This is a genomic window from Providencia sp. PROV004 (genome assembly GCF_011045615.1).
Classification (GTDB): Bacteria; Pseudomonadota; Gammaproteobacteria; order Enterobacterales; family Enterobacteriaceae; genus Providencia; species Providencia rettgeri.
Window position 1 is genome coordinate 55,036 of record NZ_CP042859.1, and the last position, 22,108, is coordinate 77,143.

Annotated in this window: 14 protein-coding genes, 2 tRNA genes and 3 rRNA genes; 12 read left to right on the forward strand and 7 right to left on the reverse strand. The window is 42.4% G+C overall.

What is annotated here, in order from left to right; genetic code table 11:
* The first annotated feature begins 13 nt into the window (after positions 1 to 13).
* The 3 genes from rbsB (at position 14) to rbsR (ending at position 2,916) form a co-directional block, all read left to right on the forward strand.
* Complete coding sequence (rbsB, locus tag FVA69_RS00220) at positions 14 to 904, forward strand: ribose ABC transporter substrate-binding protein RbsB (RefSeq protein WP_004906703.1); 891 nt, start codon at positions 14 to 16, stop codon at positions 902 to 904.
* Between the two features lie 80 nt (positions 905 to 984).
* On the forward strand, positions 985 to 1,914 hold the full coding sequence (gene rbsK / locus FVA69_RS00225; protein ID WP_164528231.1) for a ribokinase: 930 nt from the start codon (positions 985 to 987) through the stop codon (positions 1,912 to 1,914).
* 3 nt (positions 1,915 to 1,917) lie between these two features.
* A complete protein-coding gene (gene rbsR, locus FVA69_RS00230; protein ID WP_164528232.1) occupies positions 1,918 to 2,916 on the forward strand; it encodes a ribose operon transcriptional repressor RbsR in 999 nt (332 codons plus the stop codon).
* On the opposite strand, the gene mdtD is transcribed toward rbsR, so the two are convergent.
* Both mdtD and FVA69_RS00240 read right to left on the reverse strand, forming a co-directional pair.
* Entirely contained in the window at positions 2,913 to 4,316 is a 1,404-nt protein-coding gene (gene mdtD, locus FVA69_RS00235) for a multidrug transporter subunit MdtD (RefSeq protein ID WP_109912558.1), read from the reverse strand. The genes rbsR and mdtD overlap by 4 nt on opposite strands.
* A 47-nt stretch (positions 4,317 to 4,363) precedes the next feature.
* Complete coding sequence (locus FVA69_RS00240) at positions 4,364 to 5,062, reverse strand: FadR/GntR family transcriptional regulator (RefSeq protein ID WP_109912559.1); 699 nt, start codon at positions 5,060 to 5,062, stop codon at positions 4,364 to 4,366.
* Positions 5,063 to 5,593: 531 nt separating this feature from the next.
* On the opposite strand from FVA69_RS00240, the gene FVA69_RS00245 reads away from it, so the two are divergent.
* The 6 genes from FVA69_RS00245 (at position 5,594) to FVA69_RS00270 (ending at position 12,910) form a co-directional block, all read left to right on the forward strand.
* Positions 5,594 to 7,133, forward strand: a 16S ribosomal RNA gene (locus FVA69_RS00245).
* 65 nt (positions 7,134 to 7,198) lie between these two features.
* Positions 7,199 to 7,275 (forward strand) — tRNA-Ile (locus tag FVA69_RS00250).
* A 132-nt stretch (positions 7,276 to 7,407) separates the two neighbouring features.
* Positions 7,408 to 7,483: transfer RNA gene (locus FVA69_RS00255), tRNA-Ala, on the forward strand.
* A 315-nt stretch (positions 7,484 to 7,798) separates the two neighbouring features.
* Positions 7,799 to 10,817, forward strand: a 23S ribosomal RNA gene (locus FVA69_RS00260).
* A gap of 143 nt (positions 10,818 to 10,960) precedes the next feature.
* Positions 10,961 to 11,076: ribosomal RNA gene (gene rrf / locus FVA69_RS00265) — 5S ribosomal RNA — on the forward strand.
* Together the 16S, 23S and 5S rRNA genes with 2 tRNA genes alongside form the textbook arrangement of a ribosomal RNA operon.
* 1,405 nt (positions 11,077 to 12,481) lie before the next feature.
* Complete coding sequence (locus FVA69_RS00270; RefSeq protein ID WP_004906643.1) at positions 12,482 to 12,910, forward strand: hypothetical protein; 429 nt, start codon at positions 12,482 to 12,484, stop codon at positions 12,908 to 12,910.
* A 114-nt stretch (positions 12,911 to 13,024) separates the two neighbouring features.
* Here the strand turns inward: FVA69_RS00270 and FVA69_RS21795 are convergent, their stop codons facing one another.
* The 5 genes from FVA69_RS21795 to acs form a co-directional block, all read right to left on the reverse strand.
* The gene (locus FVA69_RS21795; protein ID WP_109913247.1) at positions 13,025 to 13,165 is read right to left on the reverse strand and encodes a 3-deoxy-7-phosphoheptulonate synthase; all 141 of its coding nucleotides are present in this window, start codon (positions 13,163 to 13,165) and stop codon (positions 13,025 to 13,027) included.
* The gene (locus tag FVA69_RS00275) at positions 13,134 to 13,517 is read right to left on the reverse strand and encodes a 3-deoxy-7-phosphoheptulonate synthase (RefSeq protein ID WP_162598879.1); all 384 of its coding nucleotides are present in this window, start codon (positions 13,515 to 13,517) and stop codon (positions 13,134 to 13,136) included. The genes FVA69_RS21795 and FVA69_RS00275 overlap by 32 nt, the downstream gene beginning before the upstream one ends.
* Positions 13,518 to 13,637: 120 nt before the next feature.
* A complete protein-coding gene (gene actP, locus FVA69_RS00280) occupies positions 13,638 to 15,287 on the reverse strand; it encodes a cation/acetate symporter ActP (RefSeq protein ID WP_164528233.1) in 1,650 nt (549 codons plus the stop codon).
* A complete protein-coding gene (locus FVA69_RS00285) occupies positions 15,284 to 15,595 on the reverse strand; it encodes a DUF485 domain-containing protein (protein ID WP_004906633.1) in 312 nt (103 codons plus the stop codon). The genes actP and FVA69_RS00285 overlap by 4 nt, the downstream gene beginning before the upstream one ends.
* Positions 15,596 to 15,790: 195 nt before the next feature.
* Complete coding sequence (gene acs / locus FVA69_RS00290; RefSeq protein WP_004906630.1) at positions 15,791 to 17,746, reverse strand: acetate--CoA ligase; 1,956 nt, start codon at positions 17,744 to 17,746, stop codon at positions 15,791 to 15,793.
* 417 nt (positions 17,747 to 18,163) lie between these two features.
* On the opposite strand from acs, the gene sodA reads away from it, so the two are divergent.
* From sodA to FVA69_RS00305, 3 genes are all read left to right on the forward strand, one after another.
* Positions 18,164 to 18,790 carry a superoxide dismutase [Mn] gene (gene sodA / locus FVA69_RS00295; protein WP_004906628.1) on the forward strand — a complete coding sequence of 209 codons (627 nt, stop codon included), beginning with the start codon at positions 18,164 to 18,166 and terminating at the stop codon, positions 18,788 to 18,790.
* Positions 18,791 to 18,983: 193 nt separating this feature from the next.
* Positions 18,984 to 20,690: an Hsp70 family protein gene (locus tag FVA69_RS00300; protein ID WP_164528234.1), complete on the forward strand. Its 1,707-nt coding sequence runs from the start codon at positions 18,984 to 18,986 to the stop codon at positions 20,688 to 20,690.
* Positions 20,690 to 22,108 (forward strand): J domain-containing protein, encoded by a 1,419-nt coding sequence (locus FVA69_RS00305; protein WP_109913246.1) that lies wholly within the window; start codon positions 20,690 to 20,692, stop codon positions 22,106 to 22,108. The genes FVA69_RS00300 and FVA69_RS00305 overlap by 1 nt, the downstream gene beginning before the upstream one ends.

The window sequence follows — 22,108 nt, forward strand, 5'->3', positions numbered from 1 at the left end:
CAGGAAAATTATTATGAAACTGAACAAACTAGCAACGTTATTATCTGCAGTTGCACTGAGTGCAACGGTTAGTGTGAATGCGATGGCGAAAGATAGCATTGCACTCGTAATTTCTACATTGAATAACCCATTCTTTGTGACGATGAAAGACAGCGCACAAAAAGAAGCGGATAAACTCGGTTATGAGCTGATTGTTTTAGATTCTCAAGACAACCCAGCCAAAGAGTTAGCAAACGTACAAGATTTAACCGTTCGCGGTACAAAATTAATGTTAATTAACCCAACAGATTCAGATGCAGTGGGTAACTCAATATTAATGGCGAATAAAGCGAATATACCTGTAATTACTTTAGATAGAGCGGCTAACAAAGGTGAAGTTGTCAGCCATGTAGCATCTGATAACCGCATGGGCGGGAAGATGGCCGCTGACTACATTGCACAAAAAACAGGCAGTGAGGCTAAAGTTATTCAATTAGAAGGCATTTCAGGCACATCAGCCGCACGTGAGCGCGGTGAAGGTTTTAACACCGGTGCGAAAGAGCACAAATTCAATTTACTGGCGAGCCAACCGGCTGATTTCGATAGAACAAAAGGCTTGAACGTAATGCAAAACTTGTTAACGGCACATCCAGCTGTTCAAGCTGTATTTGCACAAAACGATGAAATGGCATTAGGGGCGTTAAGAGCTCTGCAAACCGCAGGCCGTACCGATGTTCTGGTTGTCGGTTTTGATGGAACAAATGATGGTATCAAAGCCGTTGAAGGCGGAAAATTAGGTGCAACGATTGCACAGCGCCCAGACCAAATTGGGATTGTTGGTGTTCAGATTGCAGATAAAGTCTTAAAAGGTGAAAAAGTGGCTCCAACGGTTCCGGTTGAATTAGAATTAGTGGTAAAACAATAAGATAAAAACCGCCGCGGCATACTGCGGCGGTTTATTTTAGTTTGCAATTCATTGGGTCATCAAAAAAGGAAATAAACGTTATGGGTACAGCAAAGCTGGTGGTTCTCGGTAGTATCAATGCTGATCATATATTAAATGTTAAGCATTTCCCTCAACCGGGTGAAACAGTTAGAAGTGATCATTACCAAGTTGCGTTTGGTGGAAAAGGCGCTAACCAAGCTGTTGCTGCTGGTCGCAGTGGTGCTGACATAACATTTATTGCCTGTGTTGGTGATGATGATATTGGGGCGAGTATAAAAAAACAGTTATCTCTCGATAACATTAAAACCGAATGTATTGATGCCATTGAAGGTGAAACGACAGGTGTCGCCCTCATTTATGTGAATCAACAAGGGGAAAATACGATTGGTATCAATGCAGGTGCAAATGCGCAACTTACTAAGGAAAGGTTAGGACATTATCAGCAAAAAATTGTGGAAGCGGATGCGGTATTGATGCAACTGGAATCTCCCATTGAAACAGTACAAATGGCTGCTGAAATAGCGAAGAAAAACAATACAAAAGTCATTTTGAACCCTGCACCCGCTCAATCTTTACCTGATTCATTATTATCATTAGTGGATATCATCACACCAAATGAAACAGAAGCTGAACATTTAACAGGTATTGCGGTTAATGATAATCAAGGTGCTCAGGATGCGGCTGAAGTCTTACATCAAAAAGGTATCAGTAAAGTGATGATAACACTCGGTTCTCGAGGCGTTTGGTATAGTGAAAAAGGTGCAGAAGGTAAAATAATTTCTGCATTTCGCGTAAAAGCAGTGGATACTATTGCCGCAGGTGATACATTCAATGGGGCTTACGTTACTGCACTGCTGGAAGGTAAGGCTGACGAAGAAGCGATTATTTTTGCCCATGCGGCAGCAGCGATAGCTGTGACTCGCCCTGGAGCTCAACCCTCTGTTCCATGGCGTAAAGAAATTGACCAGTTTTTGACTCAACAGGATTAACTTGTGGCAACAATGAAAGATGTGGCACGCCTTGCGGGGGTGTCGACATCCACCGTCTCTCACGTTATTAATCAAAATCGCTATGTCAGCGAGAGCATTACTGTACGCGTTAAAAATGCGATTGAAGAGTTAAACTATGCCCCCTCTGCGCTGGCACGTAGTTTAAAAATGAATCGCACGAATACGATTGGGATGTTACTGACAACAAGTAATAACCCATTCTACGCTGAGGTAGTGCGGGGTGTAGAACGTAGTTGCTACGAACGCGGTTATAGTTTGATTTTGTGCAACACTGAGGGCGACCTTCAGCGAATGAATCATAGCTTAGAAACATTGCTACAAAAGCGTGTTGATGGGTTACTGATTATGTGCACAGAAGTACAGGGGCCATCAAAACATGTTTTGGCTCGTTACCCCGCTGTGCCAACGGTTATGATGGACTGGTCTCCATTCGAGTTAGATGGAGACATTATTCAAGATAACTCTTTTCTTGGTGGGGAAATAGCCACTCGTTACCTTATTAAAGCAGGTTTCACTCGTATTGCATGTATTGCAGGGCCAGATAAATCACCAGCAAGAGCACGTCATCAAGGTTTTATTCAAGCCATGACTGATGGCGGCATTAATATTTATGATGATTATATCATTTTCAGTGATTTTGAATTTGCTGGTGGGTTTGAGTCCATGAATAAACTGCTCAGTTTACCTACCCCTCCCGAGGCTATTTTTGCAGGTAATGATGCGATGGCGGTGGGTGCTTATCAAGCGATATACCAAAAGGGCTTGAAAGTGCCTGATGATATTTCAATCATTGGTTATGATGATATCGATCTCTCGCCTTATATGATCCCACCACTTACAACAATTCATCAGCCAAAAGATAAGTTAGGCCAACAGGCTGTTGACCAACTTATTTATCGTATGGATAACCCAGAGGCAAAGGCGAGCATTTTGGTTCTTACCCCTGAGCTAATTGAGCGCCAATCGGTTAAAAAATATTAATTCTTCGCTTTTTTGGTTTTATTTTTTATTAAATTATCACCGTCTGTCTTACTTAATAATAAGAAGACAAAAGCTGAGATAAGCGTAATGACACCAACGGTAATAAAAGTATAGTGAAAATTATCGACCGTATTGCTATTAGGCTGTCCACCATAGAAATTTAAGATTGCGGCACTGACTGCAATACCGAAGCTTATCGAGAGTTGCTGAGTCACCGCTAACATACTATTTCCCGCACTTGCATTATTGTCTGTTAAATCAGCCAAGCAAATAGTATTCATTGCGGTAAACTGTATTGACATCACCATTCCTAAAATGAATAAAGGTGCAATTAACAGGTAAATCGACATACTTGGTGATTGCAAGGAAAACTGGGCGATCATTAATCCAATAATTATGGTGATAACAAATAATGTATTACGGTAGCCGTATTTAGTCAGGATCCGAGTAACCCCAGATTTAGCAGTGATTGAACCTATTGCTAGTGGCGCCATCATCATTCCTGCCACAACGGCTTCGTAACCAAAACCCACTTGCAACATTAATGGCATTAAAAAAGGAATGCTGCCTGTTCCCAAGCGTGTTGCGATATTACCACTGATCCCAATAGAAAAAGTGCGCGTTTTAAATAGATTTAGTGGAATTATTGCATGCTTAACTCGCCTTGCGTGAAGAACATAAATAAATAAGAAGAGAAAACCCACTAAGACAATAATTGCAGGAACAGAGGTAGGAAGCGATTTATCACCAAATAAGTCTAAGCTGACAGATAGCATGACTAAGCCAAAGCCAAACAATAAGAACCCAAGCGTATCAAATTTACGTTTTGGCATTTTAAAGTCTGGCATATGTTTCAAGGCATAAAAAATACCTAAAACACCTATAGGAATATTAATAATAAATATCCAATGCCAAGTTGCATAGGTGACTAAGATACCACCTAACAGAGGCCCCAATATTGGGCCAACTAAACCTGGAATAGTGACAAAATTTAATATGGGTAGTAACTCACTTCGAGGGTAAGCCCTTATTAAGGCTAAACGGGCGACTGGCATCATCATTGCCCCACCAATACCCTGAATAACTCTAGAGGTTACTAAGAAATTTAAGGATGGCGAAAGGGCACAAAGTAATGAACCAAGAGAAAATAAGGAAACTGCTAAAATAAATATACGCCTTGTACCAAATCTATCAGCAAACCAGCCGCTTACAGGAATTAATAGCGCAACAGTAAGCGTATAGCTGACTACAGCTGATTGCATTGCAAGCGGCGAGTGATCAAGGCTTCTTGCAATATCGGGTAAAGCCGTATTCAAAATGGTGGCATCGAGCGCTTGCATGAAAAAGGCCATTGCCGCAATCCATGGAAGGCCAGACATATTTTTCGCTGTTTTGAACATCAGTTACCTATACAAATAAATGAAAGCTTCAATGGGATATTGTGTTGTTAGTCTTGTTTTTGGGTAATTGTTAGTAAGTTATAGCAAAGGTCGAGTGCTATTGTACTTTTACCATGAATAATTGCATTGGCAAGTTGTTGATGAATTTCGACCTCTATAACCTCATTATTAGTAATGACATCAAAGTAACGCTGATAAATAGAACGGAATAAATTAGCAAAAGAAATAAGAAAAGGATTGGCACAAGCTTTGTAAATAGTTAAATGGAAATGATAATCAACTTTTACCCAATGCTCTCTGTCAAATTCTTTGGCGAGTAGCTGCATTTCACTAGATAATAGTTGTAATGATTGTTTTTGCTCTTTTGTTGCATGTATCGCTGCAAGATAACAAGCCTGAGGTTCTATTGCGAGTCGAACCATTTTAAAGTGCTTCATTACAACAGATTGCTCTTCACTATTAGACCACCACGTTAAGAGATCTTGGTCTAAAAAATTCCAATTTGAAGGAGACATAACACGGGTGCCTATTTTGGGGCGTGCTAATACCATACCTTTTGCTGCTAATATTTTTATAGCTTCTCTTATAGCTGTTCGACTTGCTTGGAATTGTTCTGATAATTCTAATTCGCTAGGTAAAATGGAATCCGGTAAATAGGTGCTGGTTAAAATCAACTGGCCAAGATTTTCTGCAATAATATAAGAGCGATTTTTTTGTGAGGCTGTTTGTTGCTTATTTAATTCCATAATTCATCTCAAAGCATAATTCTTAGATACATATATTACGTGAGTAGATGTACAATTGCTGCTGAAATAGTCAATGCACAGACCAAATTTAACTTATAAATACCTTTTTGACTAAAAAAAACACGAACAAAATAAAAACGTAAAAAAACACTTGCGAGAATTTTTCGACTCCCTATAATGCGCATCCGTTGTCACGACAAACCGGTTCGAAGAAAACTTCGTAACCCAGTGATAACAGAGGTGAGAAAGAAAAAAGTTGAAAATAAACTCTTGACTTTCTAAATAAAAAACGTAATATACGACACCTCGCGACAACGACCTCGAAGTCGAAAATCAAAAGATTTAGTCGCAACGCTCTTTAACAATTTATCAGACAATCTGTGTGGGCACTCACAGGACACTATCAAAAAAATATTTGATTTTAAGTCTTGAAGAGTGACTAACACGTTAATTCATATATATGAACTAATAGGTAATTTGATTTCTTCGGAAATCAAACGACAGTAAACATTCTTTGAGCATCAAGCTTTTTAATTGAAGAGTTTGATCATGGCTCAGATTGAACGCTGGCGGCAGGCCTAACACATGCAAGTCGAGCGGTAACAGGGGAAGCTTGCTTCTCGCTGACGAGCGGCGGACGGGTGAGTAATGTATGGGGATCTGCCCGATAGAGGGGGATAACTACTGGAAACGGTAGCTAATACCGCATAATCTCTCAGGAGCAAAGCAGGGGAACTTCGGTCCTTGCGCTATCGGATGAACCCATATGGGATTAGCTAGTAGGTGAGGTAATGGCTCACCTAGGCGACGATCCCTAGCTGGTCTGAGAGGATGATCAGCCACACTGGGACTGAGACACGGCCCAGACTCCTACGGGAGGCAGCAGTGGGGAATATTGCACAATGGGCGCAAGCCTGATGCAGCCATGCCGCGTGTATGAAGAAGGCCCTAGGGTTGTAAAGTACTTTCAGTCGGGAGGAAGGCGTTGATGCTAATATCATCAGCGATTGACGTTACCGACAGAAGAAGCACCGGCTAACTCCGTGCCAGCAGCCGCGGTAATACGGAGGGTGCAAGCGTTAATCGGAATTACTGGGCGTAAAGCGCACGCAGGCGGTTGATTAAGTTAGATGTGAAATCCCCGGGCTTAACCTGGGAATGGCATCTAAGACTGGTCAGCTAGAGTCTTGTAGAGGGGGGTAGAATTCCATGTGTAGCGGTGAAATGCGTAGAGATGTGGAGGAATACCGGTGGCGAAGGCGGCCCCCTGGACAAAGACTGACGCTCAGGTGCGAAAGCGTGGGGAGCAAACAGGATTAGATACCCTGGTAGTCCACGCTGTAAACGATGTCGATTTGAAGGTTGTTCCCTTGAGGAGTGGCTTTCGGAGCTAACGCGTTAAATCGACCGCCTGGGGAGTACGGCCGCAAGGTTAAAACTCAAATGAATTGACGGGGGCCCGCACAAGCGGTGGAGCATGTGGTTTAATTCGATGCAACGCGAAGAACCTTACCTACTCTTGACATCCAGAGAACTTAGCAGAGATGCTTTGGTGCCTTCGGGAACTCTGAGACAGGTGCTGCATGGCTGTCGTCAGCTCGTGTTGTGAAATGTTGGGTTAAGTCCCGCAACGAGCGCAACCCTTATCCTTTGTTGCCAGCGATTCGGTCGGGAACTCAAAGGAGACTGCCGGTGATAAACCGGAGGAAGGTGGGGATGACGTCAAGTCATCATGGCCCTTACGAGTAGGGCTACACACGTGCTACAATGGCGTATACAAAGAGAAGCGACCTCGCGAGAGCAAGCGGAACTCATAAAGTGCGTCGTAGTCCGGATTGGAGTCTGCAACTCGACTCCATGAAGTCGGAATCGCTAGTAATCGTAGATCAGAATGCTACGGTGAATACGTTCCCGGGCCTTGTACACACCGCCCGTCACACCATGGGAGTGGGTTGCAAAAGAAGTAGGTAGCTTAACCTTCGGGAGGGCGCTTACCACTTTGTGATTCATGACTGGGGTGAAGTCGTAACAAGGTAACCGTAGGGGAACCTGCGGTTGGATCACCTCCTTACCATTGAAGTGTTTTTGTGAAGTGCTCACACAGATTGTCTGATGAAATAGAGTAGCGGTATCGATAGGCTTGTAGCTCAGGTGGTTAGAGCGCACCCCTGATAAGGGTGAGGTCGGTGGTTCAAGTCCACTCAGGCCTACCAAAATCGAATTGATGCTTCGTTATAACCTAGCTCGTTTACCTAGCGTAAACGTCGCCATGTTATGCCTTGCCTAAATTCGATTTATAACTAATTTCTTTCATAAAAAGAAACGATACCGAAAAATACCTTTATGGGGCTATAGCTCAGCTGGGAGAGCGCCTGCCTTGCACGCAGGAGGTCAGCGGTTCGATCCCGCTTAGCTCCACCATAAATTTTTCTGATTATTCAGAATAGATTAGTGAAATAGTCTATTGCGAATAATTATGCTCTTTAACAATCTGGAACAAGCTGAAAATTGAAAACAACGCACATTGTTTATCGCTTAAACAATGTGAGAGTCTCTCAAAAATCTCAACTTGAATAGTGTACTTTAAACTATCGAGTCGACGAGCGACATGAGTTCAAGGCAGCCCGCGCACAGCAAGCGCAGCGTACTTAACGTACGTGAGCATTGCGCGCACGGGCTAACGCCGAAATCATGAAGCACAGTCACTCGTTGTAAGAAGACACCTTCGGGTTGTGAGGTTAAGCGACTAAGCGTACACGGTGGATGCCTAGGCAATCAGAGGCGATGAAGGACGTGCTAATCTGCGATAAGCGTCGGTAAGGTGATATGAACCGTGATAACCGACGATTTCCGAATGGGGAAACCCAGTGCAATTCGTTGCACTATCGTTTGATGAATACATAGTCAAACGAAGCGAACCGGGGGAACTGAAACATCTCAGTACCCCGAGGAAAAGAAATCAACCGAGATTCCCCTAGTAGCGGCGAGCGAACGGGGAGCAGCCCAGAGTCTTAATCAGCATTAGCATCAGGAGAACGGTCTGGAAAGGCCGGCAGTAAAGGGTGATAGCCCCGTATCCGAAGGTGTTAGTGTTGTGAACTCGACGAGTAGGGCGGGACACGTGTTATCCTGTCTGAATATGGGGGGGACCATCCTCCAAGGCTAAATACTCCTGATTGACCGATAGTGAACCAGTACCGTGAGGGAAAGGCGAAAAGAACCCCGGCGAGGGGAGTGAAATAGAACCTGAAACCGTGTACGTACAAGCAGTGGGAGCCCCACCACCAAAGCATTTTCTGGTGTTGAGGACAACTTTAAAGTGACATTCAACACGCGTTGGCGGAGCGTTTTTTGCGACGCCCAACACACAAAACAAGCAGTGAATGTGCTTTGGGGTGGGGTGACTGCGTACCTTTTGTATAATGGGTCAGCGACTTATATTCTGTAGCAAGGTTAACCGTATAGGGGAGCCGTAGGGAAACCGAGTCTTAACTGGGCGAATGAGTTGCAGGGTATAGACCCGAAACCCGGTGATCTAGCCATGGGCAGGTTGAAGGTTGGGTAACACTAACTGGAGGACCGAACCGACTAATGTTGAAAAATTAGCGGATGACTTGTGGCTGGGGGTGAAAGGCCAATCAAACCGGGAGATAGCTGGTTCTCCCCGAAAGCTATTTAGGTAGCGCCTCGTGAACTCATCTTCGGGGGTAGAGCACTGTTTCGACTAGGGGGTCATCCCGACTTACCAACTCGATGCAAACTACGAATACCGAAGAATGTTATCACGGGAGACACACGGCGGGTGCTAACGTTCGTCGTGAAGAGGGAAACAACCCAGACCGCCAGCTAAGGTCCCAAAGTCATAGTTAAGTGGGAAACGAAGTGGGAAGGCTCAGACAGCCAGGATGTTGGCTTAGAAGCAGCCATCATTTAAAGAAAGCGTAATAGCTCACTGGTCGAGTCGGCCTGCGCGGAAGATGTAACGGGGCTAAACTATGCACCGAAGCTGCGGCAGCGATATGTAAATATTGTTGGGTAGGGGAGCGTTCTGTAAGCCTGTGAAGGTGTACTGCGAGGTATGCTGGAGGTATCAGAAGTGCGAATGCTGACATAAGTAACGATAATGCGGGTGAAAAACCCGCACGCCGGAAGACCAAGGGTTCCTGTCCAACGTTAATCGGGGCAGGGTGAGTCGACCCCTAAGGCGAGGCAGAAATGCGTAGTCGATGGGAAACGGGTTAATATTCCCGTACTGGTGATAATTGCGATGGGGGGACGGAGAAGGCTAGGCTATCCGGGCGACGGTTGTCCCGGTTTAAGGATGTAGGCAGGTGAATTAGGCAAATCCGGTTCACTATATGCTGAGGTCCGACGACGAGTCACTACGGTGATGAAGTAGCTCATGCCCCGCTTCCAGGAAAAGCCTCTAAGCTCTAGATTATCATTAATCGTACCCCAAACCGACACAGGTGGTCAGGTAGAGAATACTCAGGCGCTTGAGAGAACTCGGGTGAAGGAACTAGGCAAAATGGTGCCGTAACTTCGGGAGAAGGCACGCTGGCGCTAGGTGAAGTCCCTCGCGGATGGAGCTGAAGCCAGTCGCAGATACCAGCTGGCTGCAACTGTTTATTAAAAACACAGCACTGTGCAAACACGAAAGTGGACGTATACGGTGTGACGCCTGCCCGGTGCTGGAAGGTTAATTGATGGGGTTATCCGTAAGGAGAAGCTCTTGATCGAAGCCCCAGTAAACGGCGGCCGTAACTATAACGGTCCTAAGGTAGCGAAATTCCTTGTCGGGTAAGTTCCGACCTGCACGAATGGCGTAATGATGGCCAGGCTGTCTCCACCCGAGACTCAGTGAAATTGAACTCGCTGTGAAGATGCAGTGTACCCGCGGCAAGACGGAAAGACCCCGTGAACCTTTACTATAGCTTGACACTGAACATTGAGCCTTGATGTGTAGGATAGGTGGGAGGCTTTGAAGTGTGGACGCCAGTCTGCATGGAGCCAACCTTGAAATACCACCCTTTAATGTTTGATGTTCTAACGTAGCCCCGTTATCCGGGGTGCGGACAGTGTCTGGTGGGTAGTTTGACTGGGGCGGTCTCCTCCCAAAGAGTAACGGAGGAGCACGAAGGTTGGCTAAGCATGGTCGGACATCATGCGGTTAGTGCAAAGGCATAAGCCAGCTTGACTGCGAGAGTGACGGCTCGAGCAGGTACGAAAGTAGGTCTTAGTGATCCGGTGGTTCTGAATGGAAGGGCCATCGCTCAACGGATAAAAGGTACTCCGGGGATAACAGGCTGATACCGCCCAAGAGTTCATATCGACGGCGGTGTTTGGCACCTCGATGTCGGCTCATCACATCCTGGGGCTGAAGTAGGTCCCAAGGGTACGGCTGTTCGCCGTTTAAAGTGGTACGCGAGCTGGGTTTAGAACGTCGTGAGACAGTTCGGTCCCTATCTGCCGTGGGCGTTGGAAGATTGAAAGGGGCTGCTCCTAGTACGAGAGGACCGGAGTGGACGCACCACTGGTGTTCGGGTTGTCATGCCAATGGCATTGCCCGGTAGCTAAGTGCGGAAGAGATAACCGCTGAAAGCATCTAAGCGGGAAACTTGCCTTGAGATGAGTCTTCCCTGACTCTTTAAGGGTCCTAAAGGAACGTTTAAGACTAAGACGTTGATAGGTTGGGTGTGTAAGCGTAGCGATACGTTGAGCTAACCAATACTAATGAACCGTGAGGCTTAACCTGACAACACCGAAGGTGTTTTAGAGAGATTATGTTGATTCAATAAGCGTGAGAAGCCGAGAGGTGAAGGACACAGCAGCTTGTTCGAGATTAATGTTCTGGTTTAGTGCACGAAAGTGAGATTAAACGGGAACACACAGAATTTGTCTGGCGGCAATAGCGCGGTGGTCCCACCTGACCCCATGCCGAACTCAGCAGTGAAACGCCGTAGCGCCGATGGTAGTGTGGGGTCTCCCCATGTGAGAGTAGGGAACTGCCAGACATTCAATTAGTGAGAAAGCCACCCAATAGGTGGCTTTTTTGCGTTTGGGGGAAACTAATTTATTGTTGATGTTAGCGTTGAAGCCCCTTAATGTCCTAACTTCCTAACTTCCTAACTTCCTAACTTCCTAACTTCCTAACTTCCTAACTTCCTAACTTCCTAACTTCCTAACTTCCTAACTTCCTAACTTCTTTCTTCTTTCTTCTTTCTTCTTTCTTCTTTTAACGACTCGCTTAATTTATTTGATTTTATTCCTCTTCGCAGAGCCATTAGTCATGAATATAACTATCGCTAATGGTAGCTCACGATGCAAAGTAGTGAGTAACAGCTCACTTCTATTTGGGCTACAAAAGGGGATGGGGAGTTAAGAGGGGAGAATTAAATCAAGGCGTTGCACCATTAGCATTCAGGGGAGGCATGTGATTGAGGGATACAAAGTAGTAAGTAACAGCTCACAAGTTATTTGGTGGGTGGCCAACTTCTCAATCTCCTAATTCTTTTAGGCTCAATTCCCTTTCTTACTTCATGAACCGATGAGATTTCTTTTCGACTCTCTTAACTTGCTTCAATTTCATCCCTATTCGCAGGGCCATTAATCATGAATATAACCACCGTCAATGGAAGCTCACGATACAAAGTAGTGAGTAACAGCTCACGGTTTGTTTGGTATGTAGCGAAATTTTAATGAAATTAGAGGTTGAATGCTAATGAGAGACTCAGAGTAGTAAGTAACAGCTCACAAGTTGTTTGGTGGGTAGCAGAGTTTTAGTAAAATCCAATGGATATAGCGGGTTGGTGGTTTACCTATCACCTCGATGAATGGAATTGCCTGGGAAATAAGTGACAGTCCACTTAAAAAATAAAGTGGAGCAGTGAAGGTAAGCTTGAACCATCATTTCTTAAATAGGTATGAAATGAATTCATTTATATACCCTACCGATAGATAAATTCTAATCTATTAAAATAAATAATGAATTAGTAAGGTTAGTTCATCGATTTACTCTACTTTACTTATTTGGATTTTTTCTATTTTATGGTTTTTATGGTGTTAATTAGTATGTACAAAAAGTATGTGTTTATCATTTAAATATTAATAATATCAATAGATAAAATGTTATAAGCCATTTTTTCTGATATAACAGCAGTTCATCACCATTTTAAATTTACGTCTAAAATTTATTCGAATGGTTATTTTTATATATAAAAATTGTTAAATTGATGTTTTATTTTATTGTGCTTATAATGAGTAAATCAACTTAAGATATTACATTAGATATAAAATTTGTTTATAAATAGAATTTTCAATGGAAAGAACACAGTCCAAGGTGTCGTTAATAGCATAAGCTGTAATCATTAACTAACTGTATTTCATGTAAATATTGTTTATGTGCCAAAGGTGGATCACATGAAAAAGGCAAAAAGCGCTAATCATAAGATTTTTGATCAAATTCTTTCTGTAAATAAGCAGAATGAATTTGAATTTAACAATGGGCAAGATGGTGCAATTATTCTTTCTATACTTGTGATGTTTTTTGTACCATTTTTACTATTAAATGCAGCAAGAATTTATTTTGGAATAGATTACAGCTTTGTCGCGGTGATCTCCATGTTGGCGGTTAGTGCCATCATCACATACACATTGTATAAGCGTCTAAAAATGGATTCTGAATTTGCTGAAAAGCATATTGTATTAGACCAATTATTGATGCGTTATACGCCAAAAAATAAAGCAGAGTTTAAGAGCCTTCAAGAAGAGAGAAAGGCAAACCCATCAAGTACTTATTCACTTGTTGAAGATTGGGCTAATAGAGAAAGACTGCACTATGCAAATTAGCACACACTAACAATCTAATAAATGTTTGCATATCCCTCGGCTACTTTTAGTTGGGGGATTTTTTATCTATTGCAAAGGCTGGCCCTACATTGAGGGCTAGATTAATAAAAATAACTAATTCCAATTTTTACCTAGAAGATATGCAATTTCGAGAGATTGCATTTTGTTGAGTCTAGGGTCATATAATGACTGATATTTATAACTAATATCTTCTTCGCTGATTTCAAGGATACCTCCCTGTGCACTCAGTAACATCTAGTCCTGTCATTTCTAAATGGGCACCTCCTAGATGTACTCCTGCCTCCTTTAATATATGAATGAACTGAATCATTTCATTAGTAATACCCGTAAAATAGCGTGTTTTATATCCTTCTTTGGCATTTTTAGTATTACCATGCATAGGGACAATCATCCAAATGACGGGCTTGCCACTGGGCTGAATTGATTTTATGAGAGCCGGGAGTTTTTGTTTAATAACACCTGCTCCCATTCTAATGATGAGAACTGTTTTTCCTTTTTCTTGACTAGGGTTTAATTTCTTTATTAATTTCAGCAATGTATATGATGTGATATTTGGCCCGCATTTGATACCAATAGGTTTTTCCACCTCTCTTAAATATTCGATATGTAATTGTTATTCATTGTTATTTAATATTTACGTTATATAGAATAAAAAAAACGGCATAAATAGCCGTTTTTTATTCTATATAATTATGAGAGGTCGACGTTAATGCGATTTTCCTTGTTCAATACCAAGCCCAATCTGTGAACGAATAAATTGTTCTTTAAAGCGCTCTCTTTCCATTTTTCCTTGTTCTGAATGATCTGTTACAGAGAATAACCAGGCAGCAATAAACGCAACAGCCATAGAAAAAATTGCTGGGTATTCATAAGGGTAAATTGGTTTCTCATGATGAAGAATGCTGACCCAGATGGTTGGCCCTAAAATCATCAAGACAACTGCAGTAATTAAACCAAACCAGCCACCAGCTAATGCTCCACGAGTAGTCAGTTTGCGCCAGTACATTGAGAGTAAAATGATTGGGAAATTACAGCTTGCTGCAATTGAGAATGCCAAGCCAACCATGAAAGCAATGTTTTGTTTTTCAAACAGAATGCCTAACCCGATAGCAACAAAACCTAAGATAACAACGGTAATTTTAGATACGCGTAATTCATCTTTTTCATCAGCTTTACCATTTTTCATTGCCATCGCATATAGGTCATGAGAAACCGCGGAGGCGCCTGCTAAGGTTAAACCAGCAACAACTGCAAGGATGGTGGCGAATGCAACTGCAGAAATAAAGCCTAAGAAGAAATTACCACCAACTGCATCAGCAAGGTGTACAGCGGCCATATTGGTGCCACCAATTAATGCACCAGCAGCATCTTTAAATGCAGGATTGGAACTGACAAGAACGATGGCACCAAAACCAATAATAAAGGTTAATATGTAAAAGTAACCGATAAATCCAGTGGCATAGAACACACTTTTACGTGCTTCTTTCGCGTCACTAACGGTGAAAAATCGCATAATAATGTGAGGGAGGCCTGCTGTACCAAACATTAATGCTAAACCAAGGGATAAGGCGGATATAGGGTCGGAGACCAGCCCTCCAGGACTCATGATAGCAATACCATTTTTATGAACTTCTACGGCTTCTTTAAATAAGGTATTAAAGTTAAAGCCAACATGCTTCATAACCATAACAGCCATGAATGTTGCACCAGCTAATAACAAGATGGCTTTAATAATTTGAACCCAAGTTGTGGCTAACATTCCACCAAATAGGACATACAGCACCATCAATATACCCACAATAACAACCGCGACGTGGTAATTGAGACCAAATAATAATTCAATTAATTTACCCGCACCCACCATTTGAGCAATAAGATACAGTGCAACAACAACCAGAGAACCAACCGCAGATAGAATGCGAATTGGTCTTTGTTTTAATCGATAAGAAGCGACGTCAGCGAAAGTATAGCGACCTAAATTACGTAAGCGCTCGGCAATTAAGAATAGAATGATCGGCCAGCCAATTAAGAAGCCAATCGAGTAAATCAGGCCATCGTAGCCAGAAGTATAAACCAGGGCGGAGATCCCTAAAAAGGAAGCCGCTGACATAAAGTCGCCCGCGATAGCCATCCCGTTTTGGAAACCTGTAATTTTCCCGCCTGCAGTATAGTAATCAGAGCGAGAACGCGTTCTTTTTGACGCCCAGTAAGTTATATATAAGGTAAAGCCGACAAACAGTAAGAACATCACAATCGCCTGAATATTCACAGGCTGGCGTTCAACATCCCCTGTCAATGCATCGGGAAACGCCATTGAGGAGGTAAAAAAGAGAATGAGTGAGAGCAATATTTTCATTTTTCTACCTCTTTTAAAATTTCTGCTGTTAAACGGTCGTATTCACCGTTAGCCCGGATAACGTAAAGCCCCGTTAGTACAAATGAAATGACGATCAGCCCTACACCAACAGGAATTCCTCTTGTAATGTATGAACCTTCGGATATTGGTGTTCCAAGCCAGCTTGGGTCAAAAGCGATAAGAAAAATAAAACCAACATACAGCACGAGCGTTATTATTGATAACAACCATGAAAAGCGACTACGTTTTCTAACCAGTTCTTTAAAGCGAGGGTTATCCTCTACCTTTTCGTAAGCAGTAGCATTCATCAGAGTTCTCCTCTGTTATACTCGTCATACTTCAAGTTGCAGCTTTGTTGACTACACTCACTCACACGAGTTACATACTTGTGTATGCCCCTCGTGCTTCGTTCGCTTGTCGCCTAGCTACCCCTCGAATTATTTAGAGTAAACCATCTTGTTGGGATGTATGTAAGGCCGCCTCTATGAGTTGGCCTTTTGGCGTTATGACATACTCATAGACTGTTTTTCTTCGAGTAGTTTTTCGACAACACCAGGATCGGCCAGCGTGGAGGTATCTCCGAAATTACTGGTGTCTCCTGATGCAATTTTTCGTAGGATGCGACGCATGATTTTACCGGAACGAGTTTTAGGTAGTGAATCCGTCCAGTGAAGTACATCCGGGGTGGCAATAGGGCCGATTTCCTTACGAACCCAGTTGCGAACTTCGGTGTATAGCTCTGGTGATGGCTCAACCCCAGATATTAATGTGACATAAGCATAGATTGCTTGGCCTTTAATATTATGAGGAATACCGACCACTGCAGCTTCGGCCACTTTCGGATGTGCAACGAGCGCTGATTCTATTTCTGCGGTACCTAAACGATGGCCCGAAATATTCAGTACATCGTCAACACGGCCTGTGATCCAGTAATAACCATCTTCATCACGACGAGCACCATCACCACTAAAGTACATGCCTTTAAAGGTTGAGAAATAGGTTTGCTCGAAGCGTTCGTGATCGCCAAATAAGGTTCGGGCTTGGCCCGGCCATGAATCAACAATCACTAAGTTACCTTCTGTGGCGCCTTCGATAGGCTCACCAAGGTTATCGACTAATGCAGGGCGAACACCAAAGAATGGCAATGTTGCAGACCCTGGCTTTAACATGGTTGCTCCCGGAAGTGGTGTGATCATGAAACCACCTGTTTCGGTTTGCCACCATGTATCAACCACTGGGCAGCGGCTATTACCAATTTTTTTGTAGAACCATTCCCAAGCTTCAGGATTAATGGGTTCTCCCACTGAACCGAGAATTCGTAATGAGCTGCGATCTGTACCTTCAATGGCTTTATCGCCTTCGGCCATTAATGCACGGATAGCAGTTGGGGCGGTATAAAGGATATTGACTTGGTGTTTATCAACCACTTGGCTCATTCGGTTAACTGCTGGGTAATTAGGTACCCCTTCGAACATTAATGTTTTAGCACCATTGGATAATGGTCCATATAACAAATAGCTATGGCCTGTAACCCAGCCCACATCTGCAGTACACCAATAGACTTCACCTGGATGGTAGTCGAAGGTGTATTTGAATGTCAGTGTAGCATAGACTAAATAACCGCCAGTGCTATGCAGAACGCCTTTTGGCTTACCTGTAGAACCAGAGGTATATAGGATGAACAGTGGGTCTTCTGCGTTAATTTCTTCTGGAGGGCAATCTGCATTGACCCCTTTGATGACGTCATGCCACCAGAGATCACGCCCTTCTACCCAGCTCGGCGCATTGCCTGTACGTTGGTAAACAATCACATTAGAAACCGTAGTGACTTGCGGGTTAGCGAGTGCGTCATCCACATTTTTCTTTAATGGAATTGCACGACCTGCTCGTAAGCCTTCATCTGCGGTGATGATTAGCTTTGCTTTACAGTCAATAACGCGACCAGAGACCGCCTCAGGGGAGAAACCAGCAAAAATGACTGTATGTATCGCACCAATACGAGCACAAGCCAGCATCGCGACAGCAGCTTCGACAACCATCGGCATGTAAATGGCGACAACATCGCCTTTACGAATACCTTGTTGTTTCAAAACATTAGCAAACTGACAAACATCATGGTGTAGTTCGCGGTAAGTGACATTTTTTGACGATGAGGGGTCATCGCCTTCCCAAATAATCGCAGTTTGGTCGCCTTTTTCAGCCAGATGGCGGTCCAAACAGTTTGCACTTAAATTTAATGTACCATCTTCAAACCAGCGGATATCAATATGGCCGGGGTCAAAAGAGGTGTTCTTGACACGTGTATAAGGTTTAATCCAATCAACGATTTTTCCTTTTTCGCCCCAAAATCCTTCAGGGTCTTGAATCGAGCGTTGGTACTCATCGTTATACTGTTGTTCGTTTATCAGGGCATTTTTTGCAATTTCAGCAGGAACGGGATGTTTAGTTATTTGAGTCATATTATTATCTCCTTGCAGATGTTAATACTATGTCAAAAAATGGTTAACTAAAGCACGATTTTTAAATTTGTTTTTCTTTTGCGCGGAAGATCACGTATTAATTGTAATGAGATTTGCAGGATTATCATTTGATGCTAAATATCAAATTGAAATATAAAGCTAAAAATATAATAAAAGGTAGATTTAAAGAAAAATAAACGATGGGGTTATTGGTATTAGTTACTGAATAAAGGAGTTCTCATAGCGAATATAAATATCCATATATTTACTATGGGTTTGATAATGATTTTCATTAACAGTAAAATAACTATAATAGATAGTTATTCACAAGGTGCGAAGTTACGCAAGTGTTTACCCTATGAGCCTTGTGGTAAAAATGAGAAACATAGCGGTATTTACGTCACTGGAGACAATAATATGAGTTATACATTACCTGCTTTACCTTATGCTTATGATGCGTTGGAACCACACTTTGACAAGCAAACAATGGAAATCCACCATACTAAGCACCATCAAACCTATGTGACTAACACCAATACAGCGTTAGAAAAACTGCCTGAATTAGCGGGTTTAGATATCGATGTTTTGATTCAAAAATTGGACCAAATCCCAGCTGATCAACGTACGTTTGTTCGTAACAACGCTGGTGGCCACTCAAACCATAGTCTGTTCTGGAAAGGTTTGAAATTAGGTACTGAATTAAAAGGCGAACTGAAAGCTGCGATTGAGCGTGATTTCGGTAGCGTTGATGCATTTAAAGAACTGTTTGAAAAAGCAGCTGCAACACGTTTCGGTTCTGGCTGGGCATGGCTGGTTCTGAAAGATGACGGTAAATTAGCTGTCGTTTCAACTGCTAACCAAGACAGCCCATTAATGGGTGAGGCTATTTCCGGCGTATCTGGTTACCCAATTATCGGTTTAGACGTATGGGAACACGCTTATTACCTGAAATTCCAAAACCGCCGCCCTGATTATATTAAAGCATTCTGGTCAGTTGTGAACTGGGATGAAGCAGCGGCACGTTTTGCAGCAAAAGCTAAATAATTTTATAAGATAATTTATTTGCCATAAGCGCAGCGTTAATGCTGCGCTTTTTTTATGCCTACAATTTGATATCGATTCCAAAACTTTACTTTTTATTATTAAATAAAACTCATTATCATTTAAAATGTTGGTTATTAATTTCTTTCAATAATGATATGGATTTAGTTTATTGATAAATAAGGAATAAATTAAAATGGATCGTTTAGCAACACACTTAGTCATGGGGATTGACCTTGGGACAAGTAACAGTGCGGTAAGTTTGTGGTTAGATGGCAAATCAGTCCTAATTCCTAATCTACAAGGAAACGTTCTAACGCCTTCTGTGGTTGGTTTAGATGATGCAGGCCAGATTATCGTAGGGCAAGCTGCTCATGAACGTTTACAAAGTCATCCTAATATAACTAAAGCGAGTTTCAAACGTTATATGGGAACCGATGCCACTATAACACTAGGTAAGCTTGTATTTCGTGCTGAAGAAGTCTCCGCTTTGTTGTTACGTCAACTTAAAGATGATGTTGAAGCGTGGCTAGGTTATGTCGTCAAAGACGCCGTAATTACAGTTCCTGCTTATTTTAATGACGTTCAACGCCGCGCAGTTAAAACAGCGGGGCAGCTTGCTGGGTTGAATGTTGTAAGGTTATTAAATGAACCAACAGCCGCTTCACTTGCTTTTGGGTTACTCGAAAATAAAGAACATAAATATCTCACATTTGACCTAGGAGGGGGTACGTTTGACGTATCGATCATCGATATGTTTGAAGGCGTTATCGAAGTTTGTGCCAGTAGTGGTGATGTACGCTTAGGCGGTGATGATTTTCGTGAAGTGATTTATCAGTGGATGTTGAAAAAGTACCCCAAATTACACAAAGATCAATTTCTGATACGACCTGAATTATTGAAATTGGCGGAACATCTCAAATTAGCCTTGAGCCAAGCACCAGAATGCCATGTTTCTATGCATTGGAATGAGTCAGATTTTGAATGGAAAATGACAGAACAGGAGCTAGCTACTTGTTGTCAGCCTTTATTAGCTCGCCTTCAACAACCTATTTTACAGGCGTTGCATGACTCCCGTTTTTCGCTTAATGACCTTGACGATATATTGCTAGTGGGAGGGGCGACACGTATGCCTCTCGTTAGACAAACCGTCGCTCGTCTTTTCGGGCGATTTCCACGGCATGATTTAAATCCTGATGAGGCAGTTGCTTTAGGGGCTGGTGTTCAAGCCGGTATGGTAATGGCAGATTGCGCTTTGGATGATATCGTTTTAACCGATGTCATGCCATTTTCATTGGGGGTTGATATCACGAAACAGCATGGTGAGCGTTTCGAATTTGGTTACTATCTTCCTATTATCGAACGCAATAATTTCTTGCCTATCAGCAAAATGCAGGAGTTAAGTACAATTGTAGATAACCAAGAGCATATTTTACTCAAGGTATATCAAGGTGAAGCTCGCCTAGTCAAAGATAATGTTTTCCTTGGGGAATTAAAAATAGATATTCCTCCACGGCCAGCCGGGGAAGTGACGATTGAAGTTAGGTTTACTTACACGGTTGATGGTTTACTCGAAGTTGAGTGCCACTACAAAGGTAGCCCTAAGGTTTATCGGTTATTGATTGAAAAGGTACCGGGCCAAATGAGTGAGGATCAAATTTCAGCCAGTCTGGCAAAAATTGCAGGGCTAAAGCAACACCCAAGGGATATGCCTGAAAATAGAGAATTGTTAGCCCGTTGCTCTCAATTATATGAATTCTTGCTCGGTGATGACAGGTTGTGGGTCGATAAGATAACAACTGAGTTTGAGGCCGCGTTAAATAGCCAAGATTTACGTTTGATCGCAACATTTCGCCAGCAAGTTGTTCAATTTTTGAAACGATATGAAAGGGATTTGCATTAATGGATATGTGGCAAATATTGGGAATTCCGTTCACTCATGATGAAAAAGAAATCCGTAGGGCTTATGCAAAGCAACTCAAAAAATATCGGCCCGATACTCATCCAAAAGAGTATCAGCAGCTAAGAGAAGCATTTGAAAATGCAAAAAACCTATCCTCTTATCAAGAGAGTGCTCAACCTGAAGTTGCCTCTGAAGACGAAAGTTATGGTGAAGCCGTATTATTAAATGAACACACTGGTTATCAAGACATTTATTTTTCTGATTGGCTATCAAACACATTTGTAGTGGATGAACCTTTACCAGCTATCGCTGTGGCTGAAGCTGTTTATACTCAAAATGAAATTGATACTGTCGCGAGCCTGATTGTGGAGAATGAAAGCAAAGGGAAGGCCGCACTGTCTTCTCTTTGGGCTCATGTGATGGAAAAAGGCAATTTACACATTTTTCCTCAGTTTCATAAGGATTTTGCCAAAGCATTATCACAACAACAGGGCTTAATGGAATCGACCGTAGATTGCGTCTCTGAATTATTGAATTGGCAGTTAAATGACTATAATTCAGATAGTGTGGTTCCAATGTTTATTCAAGAAGGTATTCAAAATCAATTACGTAAAACTGCTGTTGAACGTGCATGGCGAGATTGCGAAATTGAAGCATCACATAAGTACTCGATTTCAGCGTTTACAATGCAGTTTTTAATTGGAAAGCAGGCAGAAGTGACTGGGTGGATGCGGTTAGTACCTGGGTTACTGGATTTATTGATGAAGCAATATCAGCAGTTGATGCAAAATTATCCAGAGCTTGCAGATCGAGTTAATCCTGCAGTGGCTGCTTTTTTCAGTCAACCTAGAGCATGTTTTTCTCTTTCTCATTTATTTCTTCTTATGTTTTGGGGAAGTATATTTTGTATTGCGGCGCCGTCTCCGGATATCGATAATCGCGTTATTATCGCGGTTGCGATGATTTTTATTTTCTATTTATATCTTAGTGATGCGTTATTATTTTTCTTTTTAAATAAAAATAAAGACACTTCTGGCGCTATATTTTTATTGGTGGATTTCCTATTTTCGATAATGGTGCTAATAGGGATATATGTATTCATTATGTCTGTCATTGCTGACGTAGTGAATATGACAATTAAAGGTGGTGATAATCAGGTGGGAACTATCATGTTTAGCGGTATGTTCTTGTTAGTGATCATCTGGCAAATAGTACCAAAGACAAAAGGGATACCAAAATTGAGGTTACCAGGGATCACCGTATCGCGTATTCTTGGATTTCCATGGATATTTTTAAAGTGGTTTAATTCTTGGTGGATTACACTCACTTGGGGGCTATTGATATATATTGTTTTAGAGCTGGCATTGATAGGAGCCCTGCTAAAAATTAGTGAGGTTATTAACCATGGGTTATGGTAA

Bases quoted from the DNA above. Each gene is read 5' to 3' on its own strand.
- actP (WP_164528233.1), bottom strand. From the start codon at position 15,287: ATGAAAATATTGCTCTCACTCATTCTCTTTTTTACCTCCTCAATGGCG.
- FVA69_RS00270 (WP_004906643.1), top strand. From the start codon at position 12,482: ATGAAAAAGGCAAAAAGCGCTAATCATAAGATTTTTGATCAAATTCTT.
- FVA69_RS00285 (WP_004906633.1), bottom strand. From the start codon at position 15,595: ATGAATGCTACTGCTTACGAAAAGGTAGAGGATAACCCTCGCTTTAAA.
- FVA69_RS00300 (WP_164528234.1), top strand. From the start codon at position 18,984: ATGGATCGTTTAGCAACACACTTAGTCATGGGGATTGACCTTGGGACA.
- FVA69_RS00240 (WP_109912559.1), bottom strand. From the start codon at position 5,062: ATGGAATTAAATAAGCAACAAACAGCCTCACAAAAAAATCGCTCTTAT.
- acs (WP_004906630.1), bottom strand. From the start codon at position 17,746: ATGACTCAAATAACTAAACATCCCGTTCCTGCTGAAATTGCAAAAAAT.
- sodA (WP_004906628.1), top strand. From the start codon at position 18,164: ATGAGTTATACATTACCTGCTTTACCTTATGCTTATGATGCGTTGGAA.
- rbsB (WP_004906703.1), top strand. From the start codon at position 14: ATGAAACTGAACAAACTAGCAACGTTATTATCTGCAGTTGCACTGAGT.
- FVA69_RS21795 (WP_109913247.1), bottom strand. From the start codon at position 13,165: ATGTTACTGAGTGCACAGGGAGGTATCCTTGAAATCAGCGAAGAAGAT.
- rbsK (WP_164528231.1), top strand. From the start codon at position 985: ATGGGTACAGCAAAGCTGGTGGTTCTCGGTAGTATCAATGCTGATCAT.
- FVA69_RS00305 (WP_109913246.1), top strand. From the start codon at position 20,690: ATGGATATGTGGCAAATATTGGGAATTCCGTTCACTCATGATGAAAAA.
- mdtD (WP_109912558.1), bottom strand. From the start codon at position 4,316: ATGTTCAAAACAGCGAAAAATATGTCTGGCCTTCCATGGATTGCGGCA.